This is a genomic window from Cupriavidus sp. PB-02 (assembly GCF_058252315.1).
The window spans coordinates 2893431-2913412 of the sequence record NZ_CM177694.1; the positions used below are offsets into that span (position 1 = coordinate 2893431).

A 19982-nucleotide genomic window follows, 5' to 3' on the forward strand; every position below is an offset into this window, starting at 1 on the left:
GACAGGCTATGGCTGCCCGGCGAAGTGCTCCGCCAGCCAAGCTGGCGGCTGGTGCGTGCGCAGGCGCGGGCCGGCGCTCAGCAACTGGCTGTGGATTTCGCGCCCGACCAGCGCCGGCATGCCGGCGACCACGTCGAGCAGCGCGCCCAGGTCGACGCCGGTCTCGACGCCCATGCAGTCGAACATGTGGACCAGGTCTTCGGTGCTGACATTGCCGCTGGCTCCGGGCGCATACGGGCAGCCGCCCAGGCCGCCGGCGGCCGCGTCGAAGCGCGTCACGCCGGTCTGCCATGCGGCCACGGCATTGGCCAGGCCCATGCCGCGGGTGTTGTGCAGGTGGATGGTCAGGCCGGCATCGGGTAGCGCTTCATGGAACGCCTCGCACAGCGCGGCGACCTGGTTCGGGTAGGCCATGCCGGTGGTGTCGCACAGCGTGATGCCGGCCGCGCCGGCTTCGGCAAAGCGCGTGGCCAGTGCCATCACCGCGCCGGCATCGACCTCGCCCTCGAACGGGCAGCCGAACACCGTCGACAGCGACACGTTGACCGGCACGCCGGCGGCGCCCGCCGCGTCGATCATCGCCAGCAACTGATCCTGCGACTGCTGGCGCGTCATGCGCAGGTTGGCGCGGTTGTGGGTCTCGCTGACCGACATCACCAGATTGACCTCGTCCGGCCGGCACGACAGCGCGCGCTCCAGCCCGCGCAGGTTAGGGACCAGCGCGGTGTAGCGCACGCCCGGGTGGCGCTGCATGCGGTGCATCAGCGCCTCGGCATCGGCCAGCGCGGGGATGGCGCGGGCCGAGGTAAACGAGGTGGCCTCGATGCGGGCAAAGCCGCAGGCCGACAGCGCGTCGAGGAAGGCGACCTTGGCGTCGGTCGACACCACCACCGGCTCGATCTGCAGGCCGTCGCGCGGCGCGACTTCATTGATCTCGACGCGGGTGGGACCGCTCAGTCTGGTGGCGGCGCTCATGCGATCACCTTGCGCGCGCGCAGGTCGGCGATGGCGGCGGCATCGAAGCCGGCCTGCTTCAGCACCGCATTGGTATGCTCGCCGAGCGTCGGCGCGCGGTCATGGATCGCCCCGGGGCTGGCCGACAGCTTGGGCACCACGCCCGGCACCTCGACCGTCAGCCCGCCGGCCGACGTCACCGACTCGATCACGCCGCGGGCGCGGTAGTGCGGGTCTTCGGCAATGTCCTTGACGGTATAGATGCGGCCCGACGGCACCTGCGCCTCACGCAGCACCGCCAACACCGATTCCACCGTCTGCGTGCGGGTCCAGTCGGCGATGGCGGCATCGATCTCGTCGACGCGCTTCACGCGGCCATCGTTCTGCGCCAGCGCCGGATCGTCGGCCAGGTCGGGCCGGCCGATGGCCAGCATCATGCGCTTGAAGATGGCGTCGCCATTGGCCGCCACCAGCACGTATTCGCCGCTGGCGCAGGGGTAGGCATTGGACGGGGCAATGCCTGGCAGCGCGCCGCCGGCGGGCTGGCGCACCGCGCCAAAGGCCGAGTATTCCGGCAGCAGGCTTTCGCTCAGGTTGAACAGCGACTCGTACAGCGCCACGTCGATGACCTGGCCCTCGCCGCCGCGCGCATCGCGCTGATACAGCGCCAGCAGCACGCCCATGGCGCCGTGCAGGCCGGCGATGGTGTCGCCCAGCGACAGGCCGGCGCGCACCGGGGCGCGGCCCGGCTCGCCGGTCAGGTGGCGCAGGCCGGCCATGGCCTCGGCCACCGCGGCAAAGCCCGGCTCGTCCTTCTTCGGGCCGGTCTGGCCGTAGCCCGACACGCGCAGCATGATCAGGCGCGGGTTGTCGGCATGCAGCACATCCCAGCCCAGACCCCATTTCTCCATGGTGCCGGGGCGGAAGTTCTCGATCAGCACGTCGGCCTCGGCTGCCAGCTTGCGCACCAGGGCCTGGCCTTCCGGCTGGCGCAGGTCGATGCAGATCGATTCCTTGTTGCGCGACTGCGCTTCCCACCAGACCGAAGTGCCTTCGTGCAGCATGCGCCATTTGCGCAGCGGGTCGCCCTGCCCCGGCGGCTCCACCTTGATGATGTGGGCGCCGAAGTCGGCCAGGGTCTTGGCCGCGAAGGGGCCGGCGATGAGTTGTCCGAGTTCGAGGACGCGAATGCCCTCGAGGATCTGTTGCGCCATGGGGTGTCTCCGTGCGATGCTGTGTTTTGTTGCAGTGCGGCAGCTGGTGCCGGGCTTGGGAGCCCGGCGCGCCGCGCTTGGCATGGAACGGAGTGTGCCCCAGCGGGGAGCCCGCTAGGAATCGGCAATCGGTGAAGCGGGCTTTCTCGGAACGCGAAAGGCTCCAGAGGGCGCCTCAGCGCCCGGGCGTCAGAACGGCGCCCGGTCCCCGCACAGGTGGGTAATCAGCAGCCGCGCCGACACCGTCAGCCCGGCCGGGTCGCGCAGCCCGATCAGCAGCGAGCGACGCGCCCAGGCGTCCTGCAGCGACACCAGCGACAAGCCCATCGACTTGACGTGCGGCTCTGCGGCGATGCGCGGCAGCACGCCCACGCCCAGCCCGGCCATCACCATGCGGCACATGGCGTCGAAGCTGCGCACCTGGATGCGCAGGCGGAACGGCCGGTCGAGCCGGCTGCTCTCCTCGAGCAGGCGCGCGGCCAGCGAGGTCTCCTGCGGCAGGCTGACGAAGTCGAATTCCAGCGTATCGGCGTAGCGCACGGGGCCGCGCGCGGCCAGCGGATGGTTGGGTGGGGTGATGATGACCAGCTCGTCCTGCCGGTACTCGATCGTCATCAGCCCGGCTGCAGGGGTGCGGTCGGCAAAGATGCCGACGTCGGCGCGGTTCTCGACCAGCGCGGCGACGATGTCGCGACTGTTCTGCTCTTCCAGCTCGATGCGGATGGTCGGATGGTGCTGCATGAACGACGCCAGGTCGTCCGGCAGGAATTGCGTGATCGCCGAGGTGTTGGCACACACGCGCACCTGCCCGCGCACGCCGGAGGCATAGTCCGACATTACGCCGGCCATGCGCTCGACGTCCTGCAGGATGGTCAGTGCGTGGTGGAAGCAGGCCTGCCCGGCCTCGGTCAGTTGCACGCCCGCGGCATGGCGGAAGAACAGCGGCGCGCCCACCGCGGTTTCCAGGTCGGAAATGCGCTTGCTGGCGGCGGCCACGGCCAGGTGCGACTGGCGCGCGCCGGCCGAGATGCTGCCCTGCCGGGCCACGGCCACGAACAAGCCAAGCGTGACGAGATCGAAGCGGGCCAGGTTCATTGGGCAGGCAGGGAGGCGGAGAATTCCGATGAATGGCGCGCGGGCGTGCAGCCCCGCGCGACCCGGCTCAGAGGTTGCGGCGGTCCATCACCGCGCGGGCGATGGTGCCGGCGTCGACGTATTCCAGCTCGCCGCCGACCGGCACGCCGCGCGCCAGGCGCGATACCTTCAGGCCGCGTGCCTTCAGCATTTCGCCGATGTAGTGGGCGGTGGCCTCGCCTTCGCTGGTGAAGTTTGTGGCGACGATGACTTCGCCGACGGGACCGCCCAGTTCCGGCTCGGTGGCGCGCGCCAGCAGCCGGTCCAGGTGGATCTCGCGCGGGCCGATGCCGTCCAGCGGCGACAGCCGACCCATCAGCACGAAGTACTTGCCGCGGTAGGTCAGCGTCTGCTCGATCATGACCTGGTCGGCCGGCGTTTCCACCACGCACAGCAGCGAGCCGTCGCGGCGGTCGTCCAGGCAGGTCGCGCAGATCTCCTGCTCGGTGAAGGTGTTGCAGCGTTCGCAGTGGCGGATATGGTCCGCCGCGCCGCGCAATGCGTCGCCCAGCTTGCGCGCGCCCTCGCGGTCGTGCTGCAGCAGGTGGTAGGCCATGCGCTGGGCGGACTTGGGCCCGACGCCGGGCAGCACCCGCAGCGCCTCGACCAGTGCCTGCAGCGAGGTGGGCGACGAAGCCTTCACGGTAGTCTTCAGAACGGCAGCTTGAAGCCCGGGGGCAGCGGCAGGCCCGAGGTCATCGACCCCATCTTTTCCTGCGTGGTGGCTTCGGCCTTGCGCACGGCGTCGTTGAAGGCGGCGGCGACCAGGTCTTCCAGCAGCTCCTTATCTTCGCCCTCGGCCATCAGGCTGGGGTCGATCGTCACGCGCTTGACGTCGTTCTTGCAGGTCATGACCACCTTGACGAGTCCGGCGCCGGACTGGCCCTCGACCTCGATCTGGGCCAGCTGCTCCTGCATCTTCTTCATGTTTTCCTGCATCTGCTGGGCTTGCTTCATCAGCCCGGCGAGTTGACCTTTCATCATGATGGGACGCTCCTGGATTCGGTAAGAAATTCGGTGGTGGAAATTCGGTAAGGCAAGTGCCTGCGGTCTGCGCGGGCCCGGTCAGGCGGCGCGCGGCTGGATCGAACCGGGCACGATCTGACCGCCAAAGTCGCGCAGCAGCCCCTGCACGAAGGGATCGGCCTCGATCACGGCCTCGGCCTGGCGCTGGCGCTCGGCACGGGCCTCGGCATCAGCCGCCGCCGCGGTGACCGAGACTCCGCCCACTTCGCAGGCTACGCGCACCGGCTCGCCGAAGTGGTCGCACAGCGCCTGCTGCAGCCGCTCGGCCACGCCGTTCTCGCCCAGGGCCGCGACCGGGATGCGCAGGTGGAAGGTACGCCCGACCACCTGTGTCAGTTCGCTCTGGTAGGCAAGTTGCTGCGCCAGGCCCTTCAGTGGCAGGCCGGCGGCCAGTGCCGGCCATTCGCCGCTGAAGACCGGCGGCGTGCCGTCTTCGCCGGCTGCGGGCGGGCGCGGGGCGACGTACTTGGCGGGCTCGGGCGGGGGCGCGGGTTGGGCGGCTTCGCGCACCGGCTCGGCTTCACGCGCGGCCGGGCTTGCTGGCCGTGCCGCGCCGTTGCGCGGGGCGGCACGCACAACCGGTTCGCTGAAGCCGTTGTCGCTATAGCCCGGGTCGCTGTCATAGGGACCGATGACCGGCAGGTCGGGCGGCAGGTCTTCCCACGGCGGCACATCGCTGCCGCCTGCCATTTCCCATGGCGGCACCGATTCCGGTTCGGGCTGGCGCGCGGCAGGCTTCGGCGCGGGCCTTGCGGCAGGCGCGGACGGTTGTGGCGGGGCAGGCTGTGCAGATGCTTGGGCCGGCGGCCTGGCGGTCGGCGCTGCCGGGCGGCTTACTGCCGCGGCGCCGGGCGCGCGCAAGGGCTGGGCCGGCGGGCGCTGCGCGGCGGCGGGCGCTGCCGGCATGGCCGGTGGCGGCGCGTTGCGGGCACCGCCGCGGGCGGCGGAGGCCTGGCGTGCGGCAGCCAGCGCGGCGCGTGCCGGCGACATGGCAACGTCAGGCGCAGGGCGTGCCGGCGCGGCGGGTTCGGCGACCGGTTGCGGCTGTGCGGCGGGTGCCGGCGCGACGGGTTTTGCCGCGGCGGGCATCGCCGCTGCCGTCGCCGGGGCTGCCGGGGCCGCCGTGACGGGACTTGCCGCGGCGGTCGCATGACGGGTTTCGGCAGGCCCGGCCGCCAGCGCCGCGCTGCGCGGACGCGAAGGCGCGGCGCCGCCCTGCCCTTGTGCCGACACTGGCGACGGCTCCGGCGCCGACGACGGCCGGAACGCCAGCATGCGCAGCAGCGTCATGGTGAAGCCGGCGTACTCGTCCGGCGCGAGCGCCAGCTCGCTGCGGCCGAGGTTGGCGATCTGGTAGAACAGCTGCACTTCCTGCGCATCGAACACGCCGGCCAGGCGGCGCACATCGTCCGCTTCGGGCCATTCGTCCTGCACCGAGGCCGGCACGGCCTGCGCCAGCGCCACCTTGTGCAGCAGCGAGCCCAGGTCCTGCAGCGCGCCGGCGAACGACAGGCTGCGGTCGGCCATGGCATCGGCGATGCCCAGCATGGCGGCGCCGTCCTCGGCGGCCAGCGCGTCGAGCAACTGCACCAGGTAACCCTGGTCGATCGCGCCCAGCATGCCGCGCACCGCCTCTTCGGAGACCTGGCCCGCGCTGTAGGCGATGGCCTGGTCGGTCAGCGACAGCGCGTCGCGCATCGAGCCGTGCGCGGCCTGCGCCAGTAGGCGTAGTGCATTGCCGTCGTGGCCAATGCCTTCCTGCGCCAGGATATGGTCCAGGTGCGAAACGATATGCCCGGGCGGCATCTGCTTGAGGTTGAACTGCAGGCAGCGCGACAGCACCGTGACCGGGATTTTCTGCGGATCGGTGGTGGCGAGGATGAACTTGACGTGCCCGGGCGGCTCCTCCAGCGTCTTCAGCATGGCGTTGAAGGCGTGGTTGGTCAGCATGTGCACTTCGTCGATCATGTAGACCTTGAAGCGCCCGGTGCCCGGGGCGTAGACCGCCTTGTCGAGCAGTTGCGCCATCTCGTCGACGCCGCGGTTGGAGGCGGCGTCCATCTCGATGTAGTCGACGAAGCGGCCGCTGTCGATCTCGGTGCAGGCCTTGCACTGGCCGCACGGCTGCGCGGTAATGCCGCCGTTGCCGTCAGGGCCGGTGCAGTTCAGGGCCTTGGCCAGGATCCGCGAGAGCGTGGTCTTGCCGACCCCGCGCGTACCGGTGAACAGGTAGGCATGGTGCAGCCGCTGTTGTTCCAGCGCGTGCGTGAGCGCGCGGACCACGTGCTCCTGGCCGACCAGCGTGGTGAAATCCCTGGGGCGCCATTTGCGCGCTAGAACTTGATAACTCATGGCGGCGATTGTAGCAAATGGCGACCGCCCGGAGCCTGCCGGGGCCCCGGACTTTGCTGCTTGCCAGGGAAGCCAGCCGCCAGGGCCCCGCCGCAGGCTTCAGCCGCACTCGCCCACGTAGCCGCAATTGGCGCATTTCGCACAGCCGTCAACCTTGTGCAGGGCGTGCGCGCCACACTCCGGGCACGGCTTGCCGGTGCCGACGCCAGGTGTGACCACCCCGGCGCCGGCCTGGACGCCAGCGTCCACTTCGGCGGCAAGCGCCGCCGTGCCGCCCTCGCGCTGCGCCAGCCGCACAGCCAGCGCCGCCACCGGCACCTGCCCGCCCTCGGCATCGAGGAAGCCGCGCTTGATCAGGATGCGCTGCAGCGCATAGCTGAGCGCAGCCACCTCCGAGTCATGGAAGCGCGGCACCTCGGTGCCATCCTGGCGCACCAGCGTACCGTAGCGCACCGTGCCCTTGTCCCACACCACGTTGCGCATGTCGGCCAGCGCCTTGGCCACCGAGCCGCCCGAGCGCGCCACCATCGACAGCAGCCGCATGGTGGAGGTGATCCACTGCTGGCCCTCGCTGCGCTGCCCCGCCGGCATGAAGAACTCCACCGGGCGCTCGATCGCCACCGGCTTGCCTTCGACCACGCCGGCCACGCGCATGAAATTGACAGTCAGGTAGACGGTCTTGTGGCCTTCATAGGTCAGGTACTCGACCTTGGAGGTCACGCCTTCCAGGTCGCCGACGGGCCGGCTGTTGAAGGGGCGCACCAGCGGGTTGTCGTCGGCCACTGCCGCGGCTGGCGCTGTCGGCGCCTCGACCGACAGCACGGCGCCGAGCACGGAATTCGGGCGGTAAGTCGCCAGGCCCTTGAGCCCGGCCTGCCACGCCTCGAGGTAAAGATTGCGGAAGGCTTCATACGGGTAGTCCTCCGGCACGTTGACTGTCTTGCTGATGCTGGTGTCGATATAGGGCTGCACCGCCTCCAGCATGCGCATATGATCCAGCGCCGACATTTGCAGCGCGGTGACGAACGCGTCCGGCAACTGCGCCATATCAGACCCCATGTGACGGTAGAGCCTCCAGGCGTGGTCCGCCACCTCGAAGCTGCGGTAGCTGTTGTCCGGCATCCGCTTGCGGCGGTTATAGGTCCACGAGAACGCCGGCTCGATGCCGTTGGAGGCGTTGTCGGCAAAGGCGAGCGTGATGGTGCCGGTCGGTGCGATCGACAGCAGGTGCGAGTTGCGCAGGCCATGGCGCGCAATGGCGTCGCGCACGGTCTCGGGCAGCCGGCTGGCAAACCCGCTCTGCAGGTAGGCGTTGGCATCGAACAGCGGGAAGGCACCCTTCTCGACCGCGAGTTCGGTCGACGCCAGGTAGGCCTCGTCGCGCATGCGTTCGGCGATCTGCGCCGCCAGCTTGCGCGCCGGTTCGGTGTCGTAGCGCAGGCCCAGCATCACCAGCGCGCTGCCAAGGCCAAGGAAGCCCAGGCCAACGCGCCGCTTGGCGTGGGCTTCGGCCTGCTGTTCCGGCAACGGCCAGAAGGTCACGGCGAGCACATTGTCGAGCATGCGCGTGGCCACGCGCACCACCTCGGCAAAGGCATCGAAATCGAACTGGGCCTGCGACGAGAACGGCTGGCGCACGAAGCGCGTCAGGTTGATCGAGCCCAGGCAGCAGCAGCCGTAAGGCGGCAGCGGCTGCTCGGCGCAGGGGTTGGTGGCCTCGATGCGCTCGCAGTAATAGAGGTTGTTGTCGGCATTGATGCGCGACAGGAACAGGATGCCAGGCTCGGCATGGTCGTAGGTCGCCTGCATGACCTGGTCCCACAGGTGGCGCGCCGGCACGCGGCGGTAGACCCACTGGCCGTCGTCGCGGCGATAGGCGCCGGCGGCGATCATGTCCGCGCCGGGCTCGGCTTCATGCACCAGCTCGACTTCGCCGTCGGCCTGCACCGCCTGCATGAATTCGTCGGTGACGCCGATGGAGATATTGAAGTTGCTCAGGTCGCCCTTGTCCTTGGCGTGGATAAAGCTCTCGATATCGGGATGGTCGCAGCGCAGCACGCCCATCTGCGCGCCGCGGCGCGCGCCGGCGGATTCCACCGTGGCGCAGGATGCATCGAACACCCTCATGAACGATACCGGCCCCGACGCGCGCGAATGCGTGGCGCGCACCAGCGCGCCGGCCGGGCGGATCGCCGAGAAGTCATAGCCCACGCCGCCACCGCGGCGCATGGTTTCGGCGGCCTGCGCCACCGCGGTGTAGATGCTGGGGCGGCCTTCGCGTGGCTCGGACACCGAATCGCCCACCGGCTGCACGAAGCAGTTGATCAGCGTGGCCTGGATGCCGGTGCCGGCCGCTGAATTGATGCGCCCGGCCGGCACGAAGCCGTTTTCCTGTGCCCACAGGAAGCGCGCGCTCCAGGCCTCGCGCTGGTCTTCCGGCTCGGCCTGCGCCAGCGCGCGCGCGACGCGCTGCCTGACATCGGAGATGGTGCGCTCTTCGCCCTTGGCGTATTTCTCGATCAGGACTTCGGTGGAGATTTCCTGCGGCGCCATGGCACCGCGAATGATCTGGTCGTTTGCGTTCATGTCTTGGCTCACCACGCTGTGCGGGTTGGGTGGATCGTTGTTTCTGCACGCACTTGCCTGCGCGCTGCGCCGCGCTGCCCGCGGCGGCCTGTCATGGTCAGGCCACAGTGGCCTGGCCCGCCTGCGCAAGATCAAGCCGCTGCATCGCCGCGCCCAACGACCCACCGAGGCAAAGGCAAATTCGACGGGACCTGCCGGTCTGGGTTACAATGCCGCTCGGACGGGCCTCCTCGCATGGTGGCGCGGTCAACCTGGTCAGGTCGGGAACGAAGCAGCCACAGCCGTTTTCCGCCAGTGCCGAGGGTCAGGCTCGTCCACCTCTACTTTCCCCTTTGCAGTACCCTCCCCCACCTTCGCAATACCCATCGGATCCGGCACGCGTTTCGTCGCTTGCAGCGCAGTCCCTGTCACTTTAGTACAGCGGGCCGGCGGCCGTGCGCCGCAAGGCCCATTTTGCGCCGATTTTTCCACCCTGTCCGGCGCACAATCCGTTCAGAACAACGAGCCTTGCTGTGCCAGCATGGGCTGCACCAGGCGCTCGGCCGGAATCCACTCGCCGTCCGCCGTGGCCACGCCGGCCTCGATGCGCTTGCCCGGGAACATCGGCGCGACCGCCGCCACATAGCGGCCCAACTGCGCGCGATAGGCGGCATGCTCCTGCGGCAGCAGACGCAGCTTGTAGTCGACGATCACCACGCGGTCCTCGAATTCCACCAACCGGTCGATACGCAGCAGCCGGCCGCGCGCATCATAGAGTTCGACTTCGTTGCGCGCCTCGCCCGCCGTCAGCAGCGGTGCGAGCGCAGGTGCTTGCAGCATTGCGCCTACCGCCTCCACCGCCTCTTCCACCTGTTGCCGCCACGCCTGCCGTGCCTGTTCGGTGTGCGCGCCCGACAAAGGGAACCAGCGCAGCACCGTATCCATGTCCGGAACGCCCGCAAAGGCTTCCGGATAGCGGGTCAGGCGCTCGAGCAGCGCGTGCACCAGTTCACCGTGGCGCGCGGCTGCGGCGTTGAAGACGATGCCGTCGTCCTCGGCTTCAGGCGCGCCCTCTTCCTCGAACGCAATCGACTGGCCCTCGTCGACCGCATCGCGGTAGCGCAGCCGGAAATCGGTGAAGCGCACCGGCTCGCTCAGGCGCGCAAGCGTCGGAGCGCGGTTCTGCGCATCGGCTTGTTCGCCGGGATAGGCCGGCACCATCTCGCCGACGCCGGCGGCCTGCAGCCGCACATACCAGCTGCCTGCGATCTCGGCATTGGCATCGCCTGAACTGCTGCGGCTGGCGCGGCCCTTGACGCCGCTGACCAGCAGGCCCTGTTGCGCGCGCGTCATGGCCACGTACAGCAGGTTCCAGTTCTCGCGCTCGGTGAGCGCCACCTCGGCCTCGAACAGCGGCGCACGCGCCAGCCCGCGCTCGCTGCGCTTGCCGTAGGCCGAGAAATGCCGTGGCACCGGCGACGACGGCGGCCAGTCGACCAGGATGCCGCCCTTGTCCGCGGCGGGCTCACTGTGGTTGGCGTCCAGCAGCACCACGAACGGCGCCTCCAGCCCCTTGGCCGCGTGCACGGTCAGGATATGGACCGCATCGAGGCCGGCATAGGCGGGATCGTCCTCGGCCGGCTCGACGTCTTCGGCGCTCTCGCCCATGCCGCCTTCGTCCGGGCTTTCGCCCTCGTCGCCGCGGCGGATTTCCTGCAGTTCGTCGATGAACTTTGGCAGGCTCGGATAACGGCCGCCGTCGAGGTCCAGCGACAGCTTCAGGAAGGCATCGAGATTGGCCAGCACCTGCTCGCGGATATCGGGCGGCGCGGCCTCGGCATAGCGCCGCCGGACTTCGCCGCCATGGAAAATCTGGTCGATCAGGTCATGCACCGGCTGGTGCGGCGCGATGCGCAGCCACTGGCGCAGCCGCGGCACGCCTTCGCGCAGCGCGTCCGACACGTGTTCAGGCAGGCCACCTGCCTCGATCCGCGACCACCAGCTGCCCTCGCCTTCGATCTGCGCCATCGCTACCAGGTCATCATCGGTGGCGCCAACCAGCGGGCTCTTGAGCACGTGGGCGAGGTCCAGGTCCGATTCCGGCGTCATCAGGAACGCCAGCAGCGCCGACAGGTCGAGGGCTTCGAGCGTGGCCAGCAGCCCGCCGCGGCGGGGGCTCAGGCACGGGATGCCGGCCTCGCGCAGCGCGCGCTCGTAGTCGGCCAGATGGGTCTTGCGGCGCACCAGCAGGTGCATGTCGCTCCAGCGCGCGGGACGGGTCGTGCCGCCTTCGTGGACCGGCACGTTGTCTCGCACCTGGCGCAGCCACGCGGCTACGCGCCGGCCTTCTTCCAGGCGCAGCGAATCGCCGGCCTGCCGGCGTGGCTGCAGCAGGGTGTCGCGATGGGCCGATGCCTCTTCGGCTTGCGCGTCGTCGGCGTCGTCCACGGACGCTTCCGCCTTGTCCTCCGGTTCCACCAGCGGCAGCAGCCAGACCGGGCCGCCGCCATCGGCAAGCGCCGAGGTCTGGGTCTCGTAGAGCGGATAGCGTCCCTCGGTGCGCGCCGCATCGAACACGGCATTGACCCAGTCCAGCACTTCAGCACGGTTGCGCCGCGTGCGGTTGGTGCGCAGTACGGTGGCGCCGAACGCGCTGCGCAGCATCTCGCCGGCCGCGCCGAACAGGCGTGCATCGGCACGCCGGAAGCGATAGATCGACTGCTTGGGGTCGCCGACCAGGAACACTGTCGGCCGCTCGCCCAAACCGGCATAACCGGCCAGCCAGCCCTGCAGGATGCGCCATTGCAGCGGGTTGGTGTCCTGGAACTCGTCGAGCAGCAGATGGCGGTAGCGCGCATCGAGCCGCACCTGCAGGTAGGTGGCGGTCTCTTCGTCGGACATCAGCCGCGCGGCCTGCCATTCGAGATCCGCGAAGTCCATCGCGCGCTGATCGTGCTTGTGCTGCTGGTAGCGCGTCAGCAGCGCGTCGCCGATGCAGAACAGCGCCTTGTTGATCGCCAGCACCGCGGCCTCGCAGCAACGCGCGCTGATATCGTCGAGCATTGCGCAGATCGACGCATGCTCGTCCATCAGCGCATCGACCATGCCTTCGCCACCGGCGGCCTTGACCAGCGCGGCGGTGCGCCGCAGCGAACGCGGCTCGCCCGCGGTGGTGAAGAACGCGGCGCGCAGCTGCGCGAACACGCGCTCGCACGCCTTGCCGGGCTGGGCGCCGCTTTCGCGCCAGGCAGTGATCGCCATCAGCGCATCGGTGATGCGGGTGGCGTGGGTCTGTTCGGTCTTGCCGCCGGCGCCCAGGCGCAGCGCCAGCGTTTCGCAGGCATCGCGCCAGCCTTCGTCGGCCAGCGCCTGCAGCAGGACGTCGCCCTGCGCGTCTTCGCCGAGGCAATCGGACAGCGCCTGCATCGGGTCGCCGCCCTCCTGCATCGCCCACCATTCGCTACGCGCGTGGAACATGGCGTCTAGCAGCGCGCGCGCCTGGAAGTCGCCGACGGTATCAACCAGCGTTTCCCAGGCGGCGCGCAGGTCTTCGTATTGCGGCGTGGCTAGCGCGCGCCAGACCGGGGCCCAGGCTTCGCGCTTCATGCGCAGCGCGTCTTCGCGCAATGCCGCGCCCGGCACGATGCCCGACGCCAGCGGCGCGCCGCGCAGCAGTGTGCCGAACCAGCCGTGGAAGGTGTCGATCGCCATGCGCCCGGGCGCGGCCAGCACCTGCGCGTGCAGGCCGCGCGCGCGCGGCAGCGCATCGCGCGCGGCCTCCGGGGTCAGGCCGCGCTGCACCAGCGCGGCGACCACGTCCTCATCGCTGTCGCGCGAGAGTTGGGCCAGCACTTCCAGCAGGCGGTCGCGCATCTCTTCCGCGGCCTTGCGCGTGAAGGTAATCGCCAGGATCTCGTGCGGCGCGGCGCCGGCCAGCAGCAGGCGTACCAGCCGCGCCACCAGCAGCCAGGTCTTGCCGCTGCCGGCGCAGGCCTCGACCACGACCGAGCGGGCGGGGTCGCAGGCCGCGCGTGTGAACTCGGCCTCGGAAACCGGGTTGCCGTCGCGCTGGTAGGGCTGGACCTGGGCGTGGAGTGGATCGTGGACCATCATGATGTCAGCACCGGCACGGCGGTGGATTCCCAGAAGCCCTTGCGGCACAGGCCGCGGGCGGTGCAATACAGGCAGGCGGAGGCATCGCCGAACGCGGGCAGCTTCGCGCCCTGGCGCAGGCGCATCACGTCGTTGCGCATCTGCCGTTCCAGCCAGGTGACGGCGGCTTCGAAATCGGGCAGGCCGACTTCGCGCTGCGCGGCCGGGGTGCCTTCACGGGCGCCCTCCAGCGAGACCCAGCTGCCGCCGACCGCGTCAGCCCGCAGCAGGCCGTAGAACGGCAACTGGCAGTCTTCCTCGACTTCGGCCAGCTTGCGCTTGAGCCGGGTGGCGCTTTGGGTCTTGTAGTCGAGCACGGCGTGCGCGCCGTCCGGGCCCTGGTCGAGCCGATCGATACGGCCGGTCAGGCGCAGCGGCTGGCCGTCGGGCATTGGCAGGTCGATGCCCGCGTCGAGCTCGCCGCCGCGCCAGAACCAGCCCTCGGCCTCGCGCGCGGACTGCCAGGCGACGTAGGACGCCATCACCTCGCGCCAGCGCCGGTAGTAGGCAATGGCATTGCCGTCCTCGGCCATCAGCGCGCCGAACACGTCGTCGGAGATCTCGCGCAGGCGCGCGAGGCGCTGCTCTTCAGAGAGCGTCTCGCCGCGCTCGCGCCGCGCCTGCAGATGCTTGTGGTAGCGCAGCAGAACGCGATGCAGGTGTTCGCCGATCTCGCGCTTCTCCAGCTCGTCGCTGACCGTTTCAAGGCCGGCCAGGCCCAGCATGCGGCCGGCAAAGAACTGGTACGGGCAGCGGCGCAGCATGTTGTAGGCCTGCGCGCTCCAGCGCACCGGCACCAGCTCCGCCGCGGCCTCGGGCGCCGGCATGCCGCGGACATCGGCAAACGTCTCGTGCGCCTGCGGTGCAGCGTTGGCCTCGATGCTGACACCACTGCGCGTGCAGCACGCCGCCAGCCGTTCGATCCAGCCCGACACATGGTGCGGTTCGCCGCGGCTGCCGTAGCGTTGCCACGTCATCACCACGTCGGCGTTGTTCAACAGCACTTCGGCGAGGTCGCGCGCCTGTTGTGCAAAGCGGGCCTCGCGGTCTTCCAGGTCCAGCTCGCGCCGCATCTGGTTGGAGAAGAACATTAGCTCGGCGGCACTGGACGGCAGCTGCGCGTCATCGCAGCCGACGATCACCACGCCCTCGAAACGACGCATGCGTGCGCCGTTCAGCGGCAGGATGGTGATGCGCGCCGGGCCGCTGGCCGAGGGCTCTTTATAGGCGACCGATTCGAGCAGCGCCGCCAGCATCGCGCGGAATTCGCCCTGCGACAGCGTGGCATGCCCGCCGGTCTCGTCCTGCGGCAGCTCCTGCAGCCGCGCCAGCGCATCGAGCAGCTGGCTGCCGGCATCGTCAGCGGCCAGCGCCGTACGCATGCCAAGCGTGTCGAGCATGCCGTCGAGCCGTTCCAGCCAGGTGGCGAGCGGATGCTGGGCGAGGCCGCGCGGCCAGCGCGCGGCCTCGTCGGCGAGCAAGGCGATCAGTCCGCGTGCCGCGCTGCGTGGCGCTTCGCCCGCGTCCTCCTCTTCGGCAGACGCTTGCGGCACGGTTGTCGGTTCGCTGCCGAACAGTTGGCGCAGCCGCGCCCAGCCGCCGGTAATGCCTTCGCGGCGTACCTGGCGCTCCAGCAGCGCGATGGCCGCGCCGCGCTTGGCAACATCCGGCAGGCAGAACGGGCTCTTGAGCAGGTCGAGCAGCGCGGCGGTATCGCCGTCGCGCACCAGCAGGTCGAACCAGCGCATCAGCGCGGCGGCGGCGCGCGTGGTGGACAGCTTCCAGCCGGTCTCGTCGCGCACCGGCGCACCGGCGCGCGCCAGCAAGGCGCGCGCGCGCCGTGCCACCACGCGGTCGTGCGCGACCAGCGCGACATTGCGGCGGCCTTCGTTGAGCCACTGCACCAGCTGCGCGGCGGCGGCCGCGGCCTCATCCTCGAAGCGCGCGCTGCCGACCACGCGGATGGCGGGTCGTTGCGGCGGCAGCGCGGGCATGGCGGGGAGCGGTGATGCGGCTTCGGCGTTGTCGGTGTCGTTGGCGATTTGCGCTTCCGGCCAGAGCGCCAGCAGCGTCTGGTACCAGTCGGCATCCGTCTCGCCCTGCCCGGTCCAGTCATAGCCGACCTGCATCACCGGCACCAGCTCGGCGGCATCGCGCAGGAACGCGGCTTCCAGCGGCGTGGGCGGCGTCGGGGCGATCCAGATCACCGGGCCGCGCAGCTGCTGCGACAGCTCGCGCAAGGCGCGGCGCCGCGCGGGCAGCGGATCGTCCGGCCCGGACAACGCCTGCCAGAATGCCAGCACGATGCGCGCCTCTTCGCCGAGGAAGCGCTCCGACAGGTGCGAATAGGTCCGCTCCAGCGCCCCTTGCAGCAACCCGGCGCGGTCGTCGCCATCGATCTCGTCGTCGCGGATGGCAGCGTCCTCAAGCCAGCGCGCATTGAGTTCGTCGCAAATCGCAAGCAGCGTCTGCGACAGCCCCCACGCCGCGGTCTCGTTCTGCGCGCCGAAGGCACGGCGCAGCCAGTCCTGCCCGCGCACCGCCTGTTGCACCGCCAGCAGGCGTGCGGCATGGCTGCGCACCGGCGTGCCGTCGGGCGGCAGGTCAAGCAGCCAGTGGCCCAGCGTCAGCACGCGCGGCAGCAGCCGCGGGCGGCCCGCGGCGCGCGCGGCTGCATCCAGTGCCTGGCGCACGCCGGGGATCTGCGCGGCGGTAGGCACCACCACGTGCGCGCCGGCCTCGGGCGCGCCGCAGCGGTCGAGGAAATACCAGGCAGCGGCAGCCGCCTGGTCGAGGAAATCAGGGCCAGGGCGAAAGCGTAGCGACGTCATTTGGCGCAAGCGGGGCGCGTGGGCCGCAGTCCGGCATGGCTGCGGGGACTGCGTCGGTCGGAGAAGGTGTCAGGCAGCAACGGAAAAATACAGGGTCGCCGCCTGCCGGCCCGGCAGGCGGCGAAAACAATGCGAAGCAAGCGCGCGGCGCTCAGTGCGGGCCGCCTTCCAGGCGCGCACGGATCTCGCGCGCGGTCTCGAGCAGGCCTTCATAACCGGAGCGCGCATGCTCGGGCAGGTCCGGATCGCCCACCAGCGTGCCGAGGGTTTCGATGATGCTGTAGACCAGGCCCTTGGCCGCACCGCTGGCGATGCTGTTGGTCTCGACGGCACTGCTGATATGGTCCAGCGCATCGCTCAGGTGGTCTACATCCGGCCCCTGGCCGGACTCGGGCTCGGGCTGCTGCAAAGGCTTGCGGGGATCGGTGTTCATATCGATGACCTTGTCAGTGACGCGGGGCGCAAGATTGGTCCGCGGCGCGCGCCATGCGGACACAGGCGCCGCGGACCGCTTCTATTCTACGCGCCCGCCACGCGGATTCATCACAACGTGCTGAGCGCTTCAAGTGCATCCGATGGCACACCCGCCCCGATTGCCCGAATCTCTCGACGCCATTGAAAATAAGCATTTCAACGAATTGCCGGATTGCAGCAGAATTCATCCCGTTGCCGGCGGCTTTTCAGCCGCCTTGCCAGGGCCGTCTTGAAAATCGGCAAACTGGTAACATATCGACAGCACCGGGCGCGGCAGCGGCCTCCCTAGCCTGCCAGAAAGGCGGCAAAGGGGTCGCCCGACGGGTCCGCGCAATCTCGTGTAAGGTAACGGTTCGGCCCAGCCTTCAACATAAAAAGCGAAACCAGAGGTTTTCCGCCATGAGCGAACAAATCAAGTATGTGAGCGACGCCTCCTTCGACGCTGACGTCCTCCAGTCCGACAAGCCCGTCCTGCTCGATTTCTGGGCCGAATGGTGCGGCCCCTGCAAGATGATCGCGCCGATCCTGGACGAAGTCGCCAAGGACTACGGCGACAAGCTGCAGGTCGCCAAGCTCAACGTCGATGAAAACCAGCAGGTGCCGGCCAAGTTCGGCATCCGCGGCATCCCGACGCTGATCCTGTTCAAGAACGGCGCGGTCGCGGCCCAGAAGGTCGGCGCGCTGTCCAAGTCGCAACTGACCGCCTTCCTCGACGGCAACCTGTAAGCTGCGCGCCGGAACCCGACCCAGGCGTTCCGGTTTTTGTCGCGATCCGACGTGCGTGCGCCACACCCTGGCGCACCGGTCGGATTGTGCTAAGATGCCACCAACAACTCCCCGAGCGTTCGCTCATTTTTCCCCCTTCCCTTTAGGTCTCGCCCGTCCGGGCCATCTGTACCCCTCGTCTATGCACCTGACAGAACTCAAATCGCTTCACGTGTCTGCGCTTCTCGAAATGGCGGCTACGCTCGAGATCGACAACGCACAGCGGATGCGCAAACAGGAACTGATGTTTGCGATCCTGAAGAAGCGCGCCAAGATGGGCGAAACCATCTTCGGAGACGGCACGCTGGAAGTTCTGCCTGACGGCTTCGGCTTCCTGCGCTCGCCGGAGACTTCGTACCTGGCCAGCACGGACGATATCTATATCAGCCCGTCGCAGATCCGCCGCTTCAACCTGCATACCGGCGATTCGATCGAAGGCGAGGTACGCACGCCCAAGGACGGCGAGCGCTACTTTGCGCTGGTGAAGGTGGACAAGGTCAACGGGAACCCGCCCGAGGCGGTCAAGAACCGCATCATGTTCGAGAACCTGACGCCGCTGCACCCGAACCGGCCGCTCACACTCGAACGCGATATCAAGGCGGAAGAAAACATCACCGGCCGCATCATCGACATGATCGCGCCGATCGGCCGCGGCCAGCGCGCGCTGCTGGTGGCCTCGCCCAAATCCGGCAAGACCGTGATGCTGCAACACATTGCACACGCGATCGCCAACAATCATCCGGAAGCCGACCTGTTCGTGCTGCTGATCGATGAGCGTCCGGAAGAAGTGACCGAGATGCAGCGTTCGGTGCGCGGCGAAGTGGTCGCGTCCACCTTCGACGAACCGGCCATCCGCCACGTGCAGGTTGCCGAAATGGTGATCGAGAAGGCCAAGCGCCTGGTCGAACTGAAGCGTGACGTGGTGATCCTACTGGACTCGATCACGCGCCTGGCGCGCGCGTACAACACGGTGGTGCCGGCCTCGGGCAAGGTGCTGACCGGCGGTGTGGACGCCAACGCGCTGCAGCGCCCGAAGCGCTTCTTCGGCGCGGCGCGCAACCTGGAAGAAGGCGGTTCGCTGACCATCATCGCCACCGCGCTGATCGAAACCGGCAGCCGCATGGACGATGTGATCTATGAAGAGTTCAAGGGCACCGGTAATATGGAAGTGCACCTGGAGCGCCGCCTCGCGGAGAAGCGCGTCTATCCGTCGATCAACCTGAACAAGTCCGGCACACGGCGCGAAGAACTGCTGATCAAGCCGGAAATCCTGCAGAAGATCTGGGTGCTGCGCAAGTTCATCTCCGACATGGACGAAGTGCAGGCGATGGAATTCATCATGGACAAGATGAAGGCCACGAAAAACAACGCGGAGTTTTTCGATATGATGCGCAGAGGCGGCTAAAGCCCTCGCTGCAACATCGCCGCAAGGCGGACAGGAAGGCGTGCCATGGCGCGCTTTTTTGTTGCCTGATGATTTCCCTGCGCGCCCGACCGCACCGGCGCTTGGACCATGCTCGGCAAACTGACCTCATTCCTGCGCACCCGCTCCAGGGCCCGCAAGCTGGAGCACTACGCGATCCCCGACGCGCTGTGGATGCGCACGGTCGCCACGCTGCCGTTCGTGCAGCGCTATGGCAGCGAAGACCTGGCAGCGCTGCGCGAACTGGCCACGCTGTTTATCGCCGAGAAGGAATACTCCACCGCGCACGATCTGCCCCTGGTCGACGAGATGGTGGTCAGCGTCGCGGTGCAGGCCTGCGTGCCGATCCTGAAGCTGGGGCTGCCGTGGTATCGCGGCTGGCACGGCATCGTGCTCTACCCGGGCGAGTTCATCATCCGCCGGACCGAGCAGGACGAGATCGGGCTGGTGCATGGCGTGGTGGAGGAAGCCAGCGGCGAAGCGTGGGAACACGGGCCGGTGATCCTGTCCTGGCAGGACGTGCACACGCCCGGCGGCGGCATCGACAGCGAGCATGAACTGCCGGCCGACACCTACAACGTGGTAATCCACGAATTCGCCCACAAGCTCGACATGCTGGACGGCGAGCCCGACGGCGTGCCGCCCTTCTCGCGCGTACTGCATCCGGACATCGATGCCGAGGCCTGGGCTCAGACCTTCCTGACCGAATACGACCGCTTTGCCGAAGCGTGGGACGCACGCAAGGAATCCGACTGGGAGCATCCCGAGCGGTTGCCGCCGGCGCTTCGCGTCATCGACCCATATGGCAGCGAGGCGCCGAGCGAGTTCTTTGCAGTGACGTCTGAGGCGTTTTTTGTCGAGCCCGCCGGCCTGGCGCGGCACTGGCCAGTGATATACCAGTCGCTGGCATCGTTCTACCGGCAAGACCCCGCCTCGATGTGCCGCTAAAGTTATATCCCATGTGCTTGAGAGCGCGTAGCAATATGCTTGAGCCCCTTCCCCAAGTCTTTGCTTTTCTGCCATAATTCCAGTTTGCCCGTTACCGGCAAGTGGTTCGTTCGTCGCCGCGTCGTGCCCTCGGCAGAGAATCAG

General features: G+C 68.8%; 13 protein-coding genes and 1 other RNA gene. 4 read left to right on the forward strand and 10 right to left on the reverse strand.

Annotated elements, in window-relative coordinates; translation table 11 throughout:
• Nucleotides 1–6: 6 nt before the first annotated feature.
• The 7 genes from AC10V3_RS13545 to AC10V3_RS13575 all read right to left on the reverse strand — a co-directional run bounded on the left by AC10V3_RS13545 (nucleotide 7) and on the right by AC10V3_RS13575 (nucleotide 9266).
• Nucleotides 7–975 (reverse strand): hydroxymethylglutaryl-CoA lyase, encoded by a 969-nt coding sequence (locus tag AC10V3_RS13545; protein ID WP_022535781.1) that lies wholly within the window; start codon nucleotides 973–975, stop codon nucleotides 7–9.
• Nucleotides 972–2168: a CaiB/BaiF CoA transferase family protein gene (locus AC10V3_RS13550; RefSeq protein ID WP_022535782.1), complete on the reverse strand. Its 1197-nt coding sequence runs from the start codon at nucleotides 2166–2168 to the stop codon at nucleotides 972–974. The genes AC10V3_RS13545 and AC10V3_RS13550 overlap by 4 nt, the downstream gene beginning before the upstream one ends.
• Nucleotides 2169–2357: 189 nt before the next feature.
• Nucleotides 2358–3263 (reverse strand): LysR family transcriptional regulator, encoded by a 906-nt coding sequence (locus AC10V3_RS13555; protein ID WP_022535783.1) that lies wholly within the window; start codon nucleotides 3261–3263, stop codon nucleotides 2358–2360.
• A 67-nt stretch (nucleotides 3264–3330) separates the two neighbouring features.
• Complete coding sequence (gene recR, locus AC10V3_RS13560; RefSeq protein WP_022535784.1) at nucleotides 3331–3945, reverse strand: recombination mediator RecR; 615 nt, start codon at nucleotides 3943–3945, stop codon at nucleotides 3331–3333.
• 8 nt (nucleotides 3946–3953) lie between these two features.
• Nucleotides 3954–4286 (reverse strand): YbaB/EbfC family nucleoid-associated protein, encoded by a 333-nt coding sequence (locus AC10V3_RS13565; protein WP_022535785.1) that lies wholly within the window; start codon nucleotides 4284–4286, stop codon nucleotides 3954–3956.
• Nucleotides 4287–4367: 81 nt separating this feature from the next.
• Nucleotides 4368–6680: a DNA polymerase III subunit gamma/tau gene (locus AC10V3_RS13570; RefSeq protein WP_022535786.1), complete on the reverse strand. Its 2313-nt coding sequence runs from the start codon at nucleotides 6678–6680 to the stop codon at nucleotides 4368–4370.
• 99 nt (nucleotides 6681–6779) lie between these two features.
• A complete protein-coding gene (locus tag AC10V3_RS13575; RefSeq protein ID WP_022535787.1) occupies nucleotides 6780–9266 on the reverse strand; it encodes an adenosylcobalamin-dependent ribonucleoside-diphosphate reductase in 2487 nt (828 codons plus the stop codon).
• Nucleotides 9267–9485: 219 nt separating this feature from the next.
• On the opposite strand from AC10V3_RS13575, the gene ffs reads away from it, so the two are divergent.
• Nucleotides 9486–9584: signal recognition particle sRNA small type (ffs, locus tag AC10V3_RS13580), an RNA gene on the forward strand.
• Nucleotides 9585–9758: 174 nt separating this feature from the next.
• On the opposite strand, the gene AC10V3_RS13585 is transcribed toward ffs, so the two are convergent.
• The 3 genes from AC10V3_RS13585 to AC10V3_RS13595 all read right to left on the reverse strand — a co-directional run bounded on the left by AC10V3_RS13585 (nucleotide 9759) and on the right by AC10V3_RS13595 (nucleotide 16661).
• On the reverse strand, nucleotides 9759–13358 hold the full coding sequence (locus AC10V3_RS13585; RefSeq protein ID WP_041681097.1) for a UvrD-helicase domain-containing protein: 3600 nt from the start codon (nucleotides 13356–13358) through the stop codon (nucleotides 9759–9761).
• The gene (locus tag AC10V3_RS13590; protein WP_454752126.1) at nucleotides 13355–16228 is read right to left on the reverse strand and encodes a PD-(D/E)XK nuclease family protein; all 2874 of its coding nucleotides are present in this window, start codon (nucleotides 16226–16228) and stop codon (nucleotides 13355–13357) included. The genes AC10V3_RS13585 and AC10V3_RS13590 overlap by 4 nt, the downstream gene beginning before the upstream one ends.
• Before the next feature lie 151 nt (nucleotides 16229–16379).
• Nucleotides 16380–16661, reverse strand: coding sequence for a hypothetical protein (locus tag AC10V3_RS13595; protein ID WP_022535790.1), 282 nt, complete (start codon nucleotides 16659–16661; stop codon nucleotides 16380–16382).
• Between the two features lie 440 nt (nucleotides 16662–17101).
• Here AC10V3_RS13595 and trxA point away from each other — a divergent pair, with 440 nt between their 5' ends.
• From trxA to AC10V3_RS13610, 3 genes are all read left to right on the forward strand, one after another.
• Entirely contained in the window at nucleotides 17102–17428 is a 327-nt protein-coding gene (gene trxA, locus AC10V3_RS13600) for a thioredoxin TrxA (protein ID WP_022535791.1), read from the forward strand.
• Between the two features lie 181 nt (nucleotides 17429–17609).
• Complete coding sequence (gene rho, locus AC10V3_RS13605) at nucleotides 17610–18872, forward strand: transcription termination factor Rho (protein ID WP_022535792.1); 1263 nt, start codon at nucleotides 17610–17612, stop codon at nucleotides 18870–18872.
• Between the two features lie 108 nt (nucleotides 18873–18980).
• Complete coding sequence (locus AC10V3_RS13610; protein ID WP_022535793.1) at nucleotides 18981–19838, forward strand: M90 family metallopeptidase; 858 nt, start codon at nucleotides 18981–18983, stop codon at nucleotides 19836–19838.
• The last annotated feature ends 144 nt before the right edge of the window (nucleotides 19839–19982 follow it).

Coding starts and splice junctions, on each gene's coding strand:
- AC10V3_RS13545 (WP_022535781.1), bottom strand. CDS start 975: ATGAGCGCCGCCACCAGACTGAGCGGTCCCACCCGCGTCGAGATCAAT.
- AC10V3_RS13550 (WP_022535782.1), bottom strand. CDS start 2,168: ATGGCGCAACAGATCCTCGAGGGCATTCGCGTCCTCGAACTCGGACAA.
- AC10V3_RS13555 (WP_022535783.1), bottom strand. CDS start 3,263: ATGAACCTGGCCCGCTTCGATCTCGTCACGCTTGGCTTGTTCGTGGCC.
- AC10V3_RS13565 (WP_022535785.1), bottom strand. CDS start 4,286: ATGATGAAAGGTCAACTCGCCGGGCTGATGAAGCAAGCCCAGCAGATG.
- AC10V3_RS13570 (WP_022535786.1), bottom strand. CDS start 6,680: ATGAGTTATCAAGTTCTAGCGCGCAAATGGCGCCCCAGGGATTTCACC.
- AC10V3_RS13575 (WP_022535787.1), bottom strand. CDS start 9,266: ATGAACGCAAACGACCAGATCATTCGCGGTGCCATGGCGCCGCAGGAA.
- AC10V3_RS13585 (WP_041681097.1), bottom strand. CDS start 13,358: ATGATGGTCCACGATCCACTCCACGCCCAGGTCCAGCCCTACCAGCGC.
- AC10V3_RS13590 (WP_454752126.1), bottom strand. CDS start 16,228: ATGACGTCGCTACGCTTTCGCCCTGGCCCTGATTTCCTCGACCAGGCG.
- AC10V3_RS13595 (WP_022535790.1), bottom strand. CDS start 16,661: ATGAACACCGATCCCCGCAAGCCTTTGCAGCAGCCCGAGCCCGAGTCC.
- trxA (WP_022535791.1), top strand. CDS start 17,102: ATGAGCGAACAAATCAAGTATGTGAGCGACGCCTCCTTCGACGCTGAC.
- rho (WP_022535792.1), top strand. CDS start 17,610: ATGCACCTGACAGAACTCAAATCGCTTCACGTGTCTGCGCTTCTCGAA.
- AC10V3_RS13610 (WP_022535793.1), top strand. CDS start 18,981: ATGCTCGGCAAACTGACCTCATTCCTGCGCACCCGCTCCAGGGCCCGC.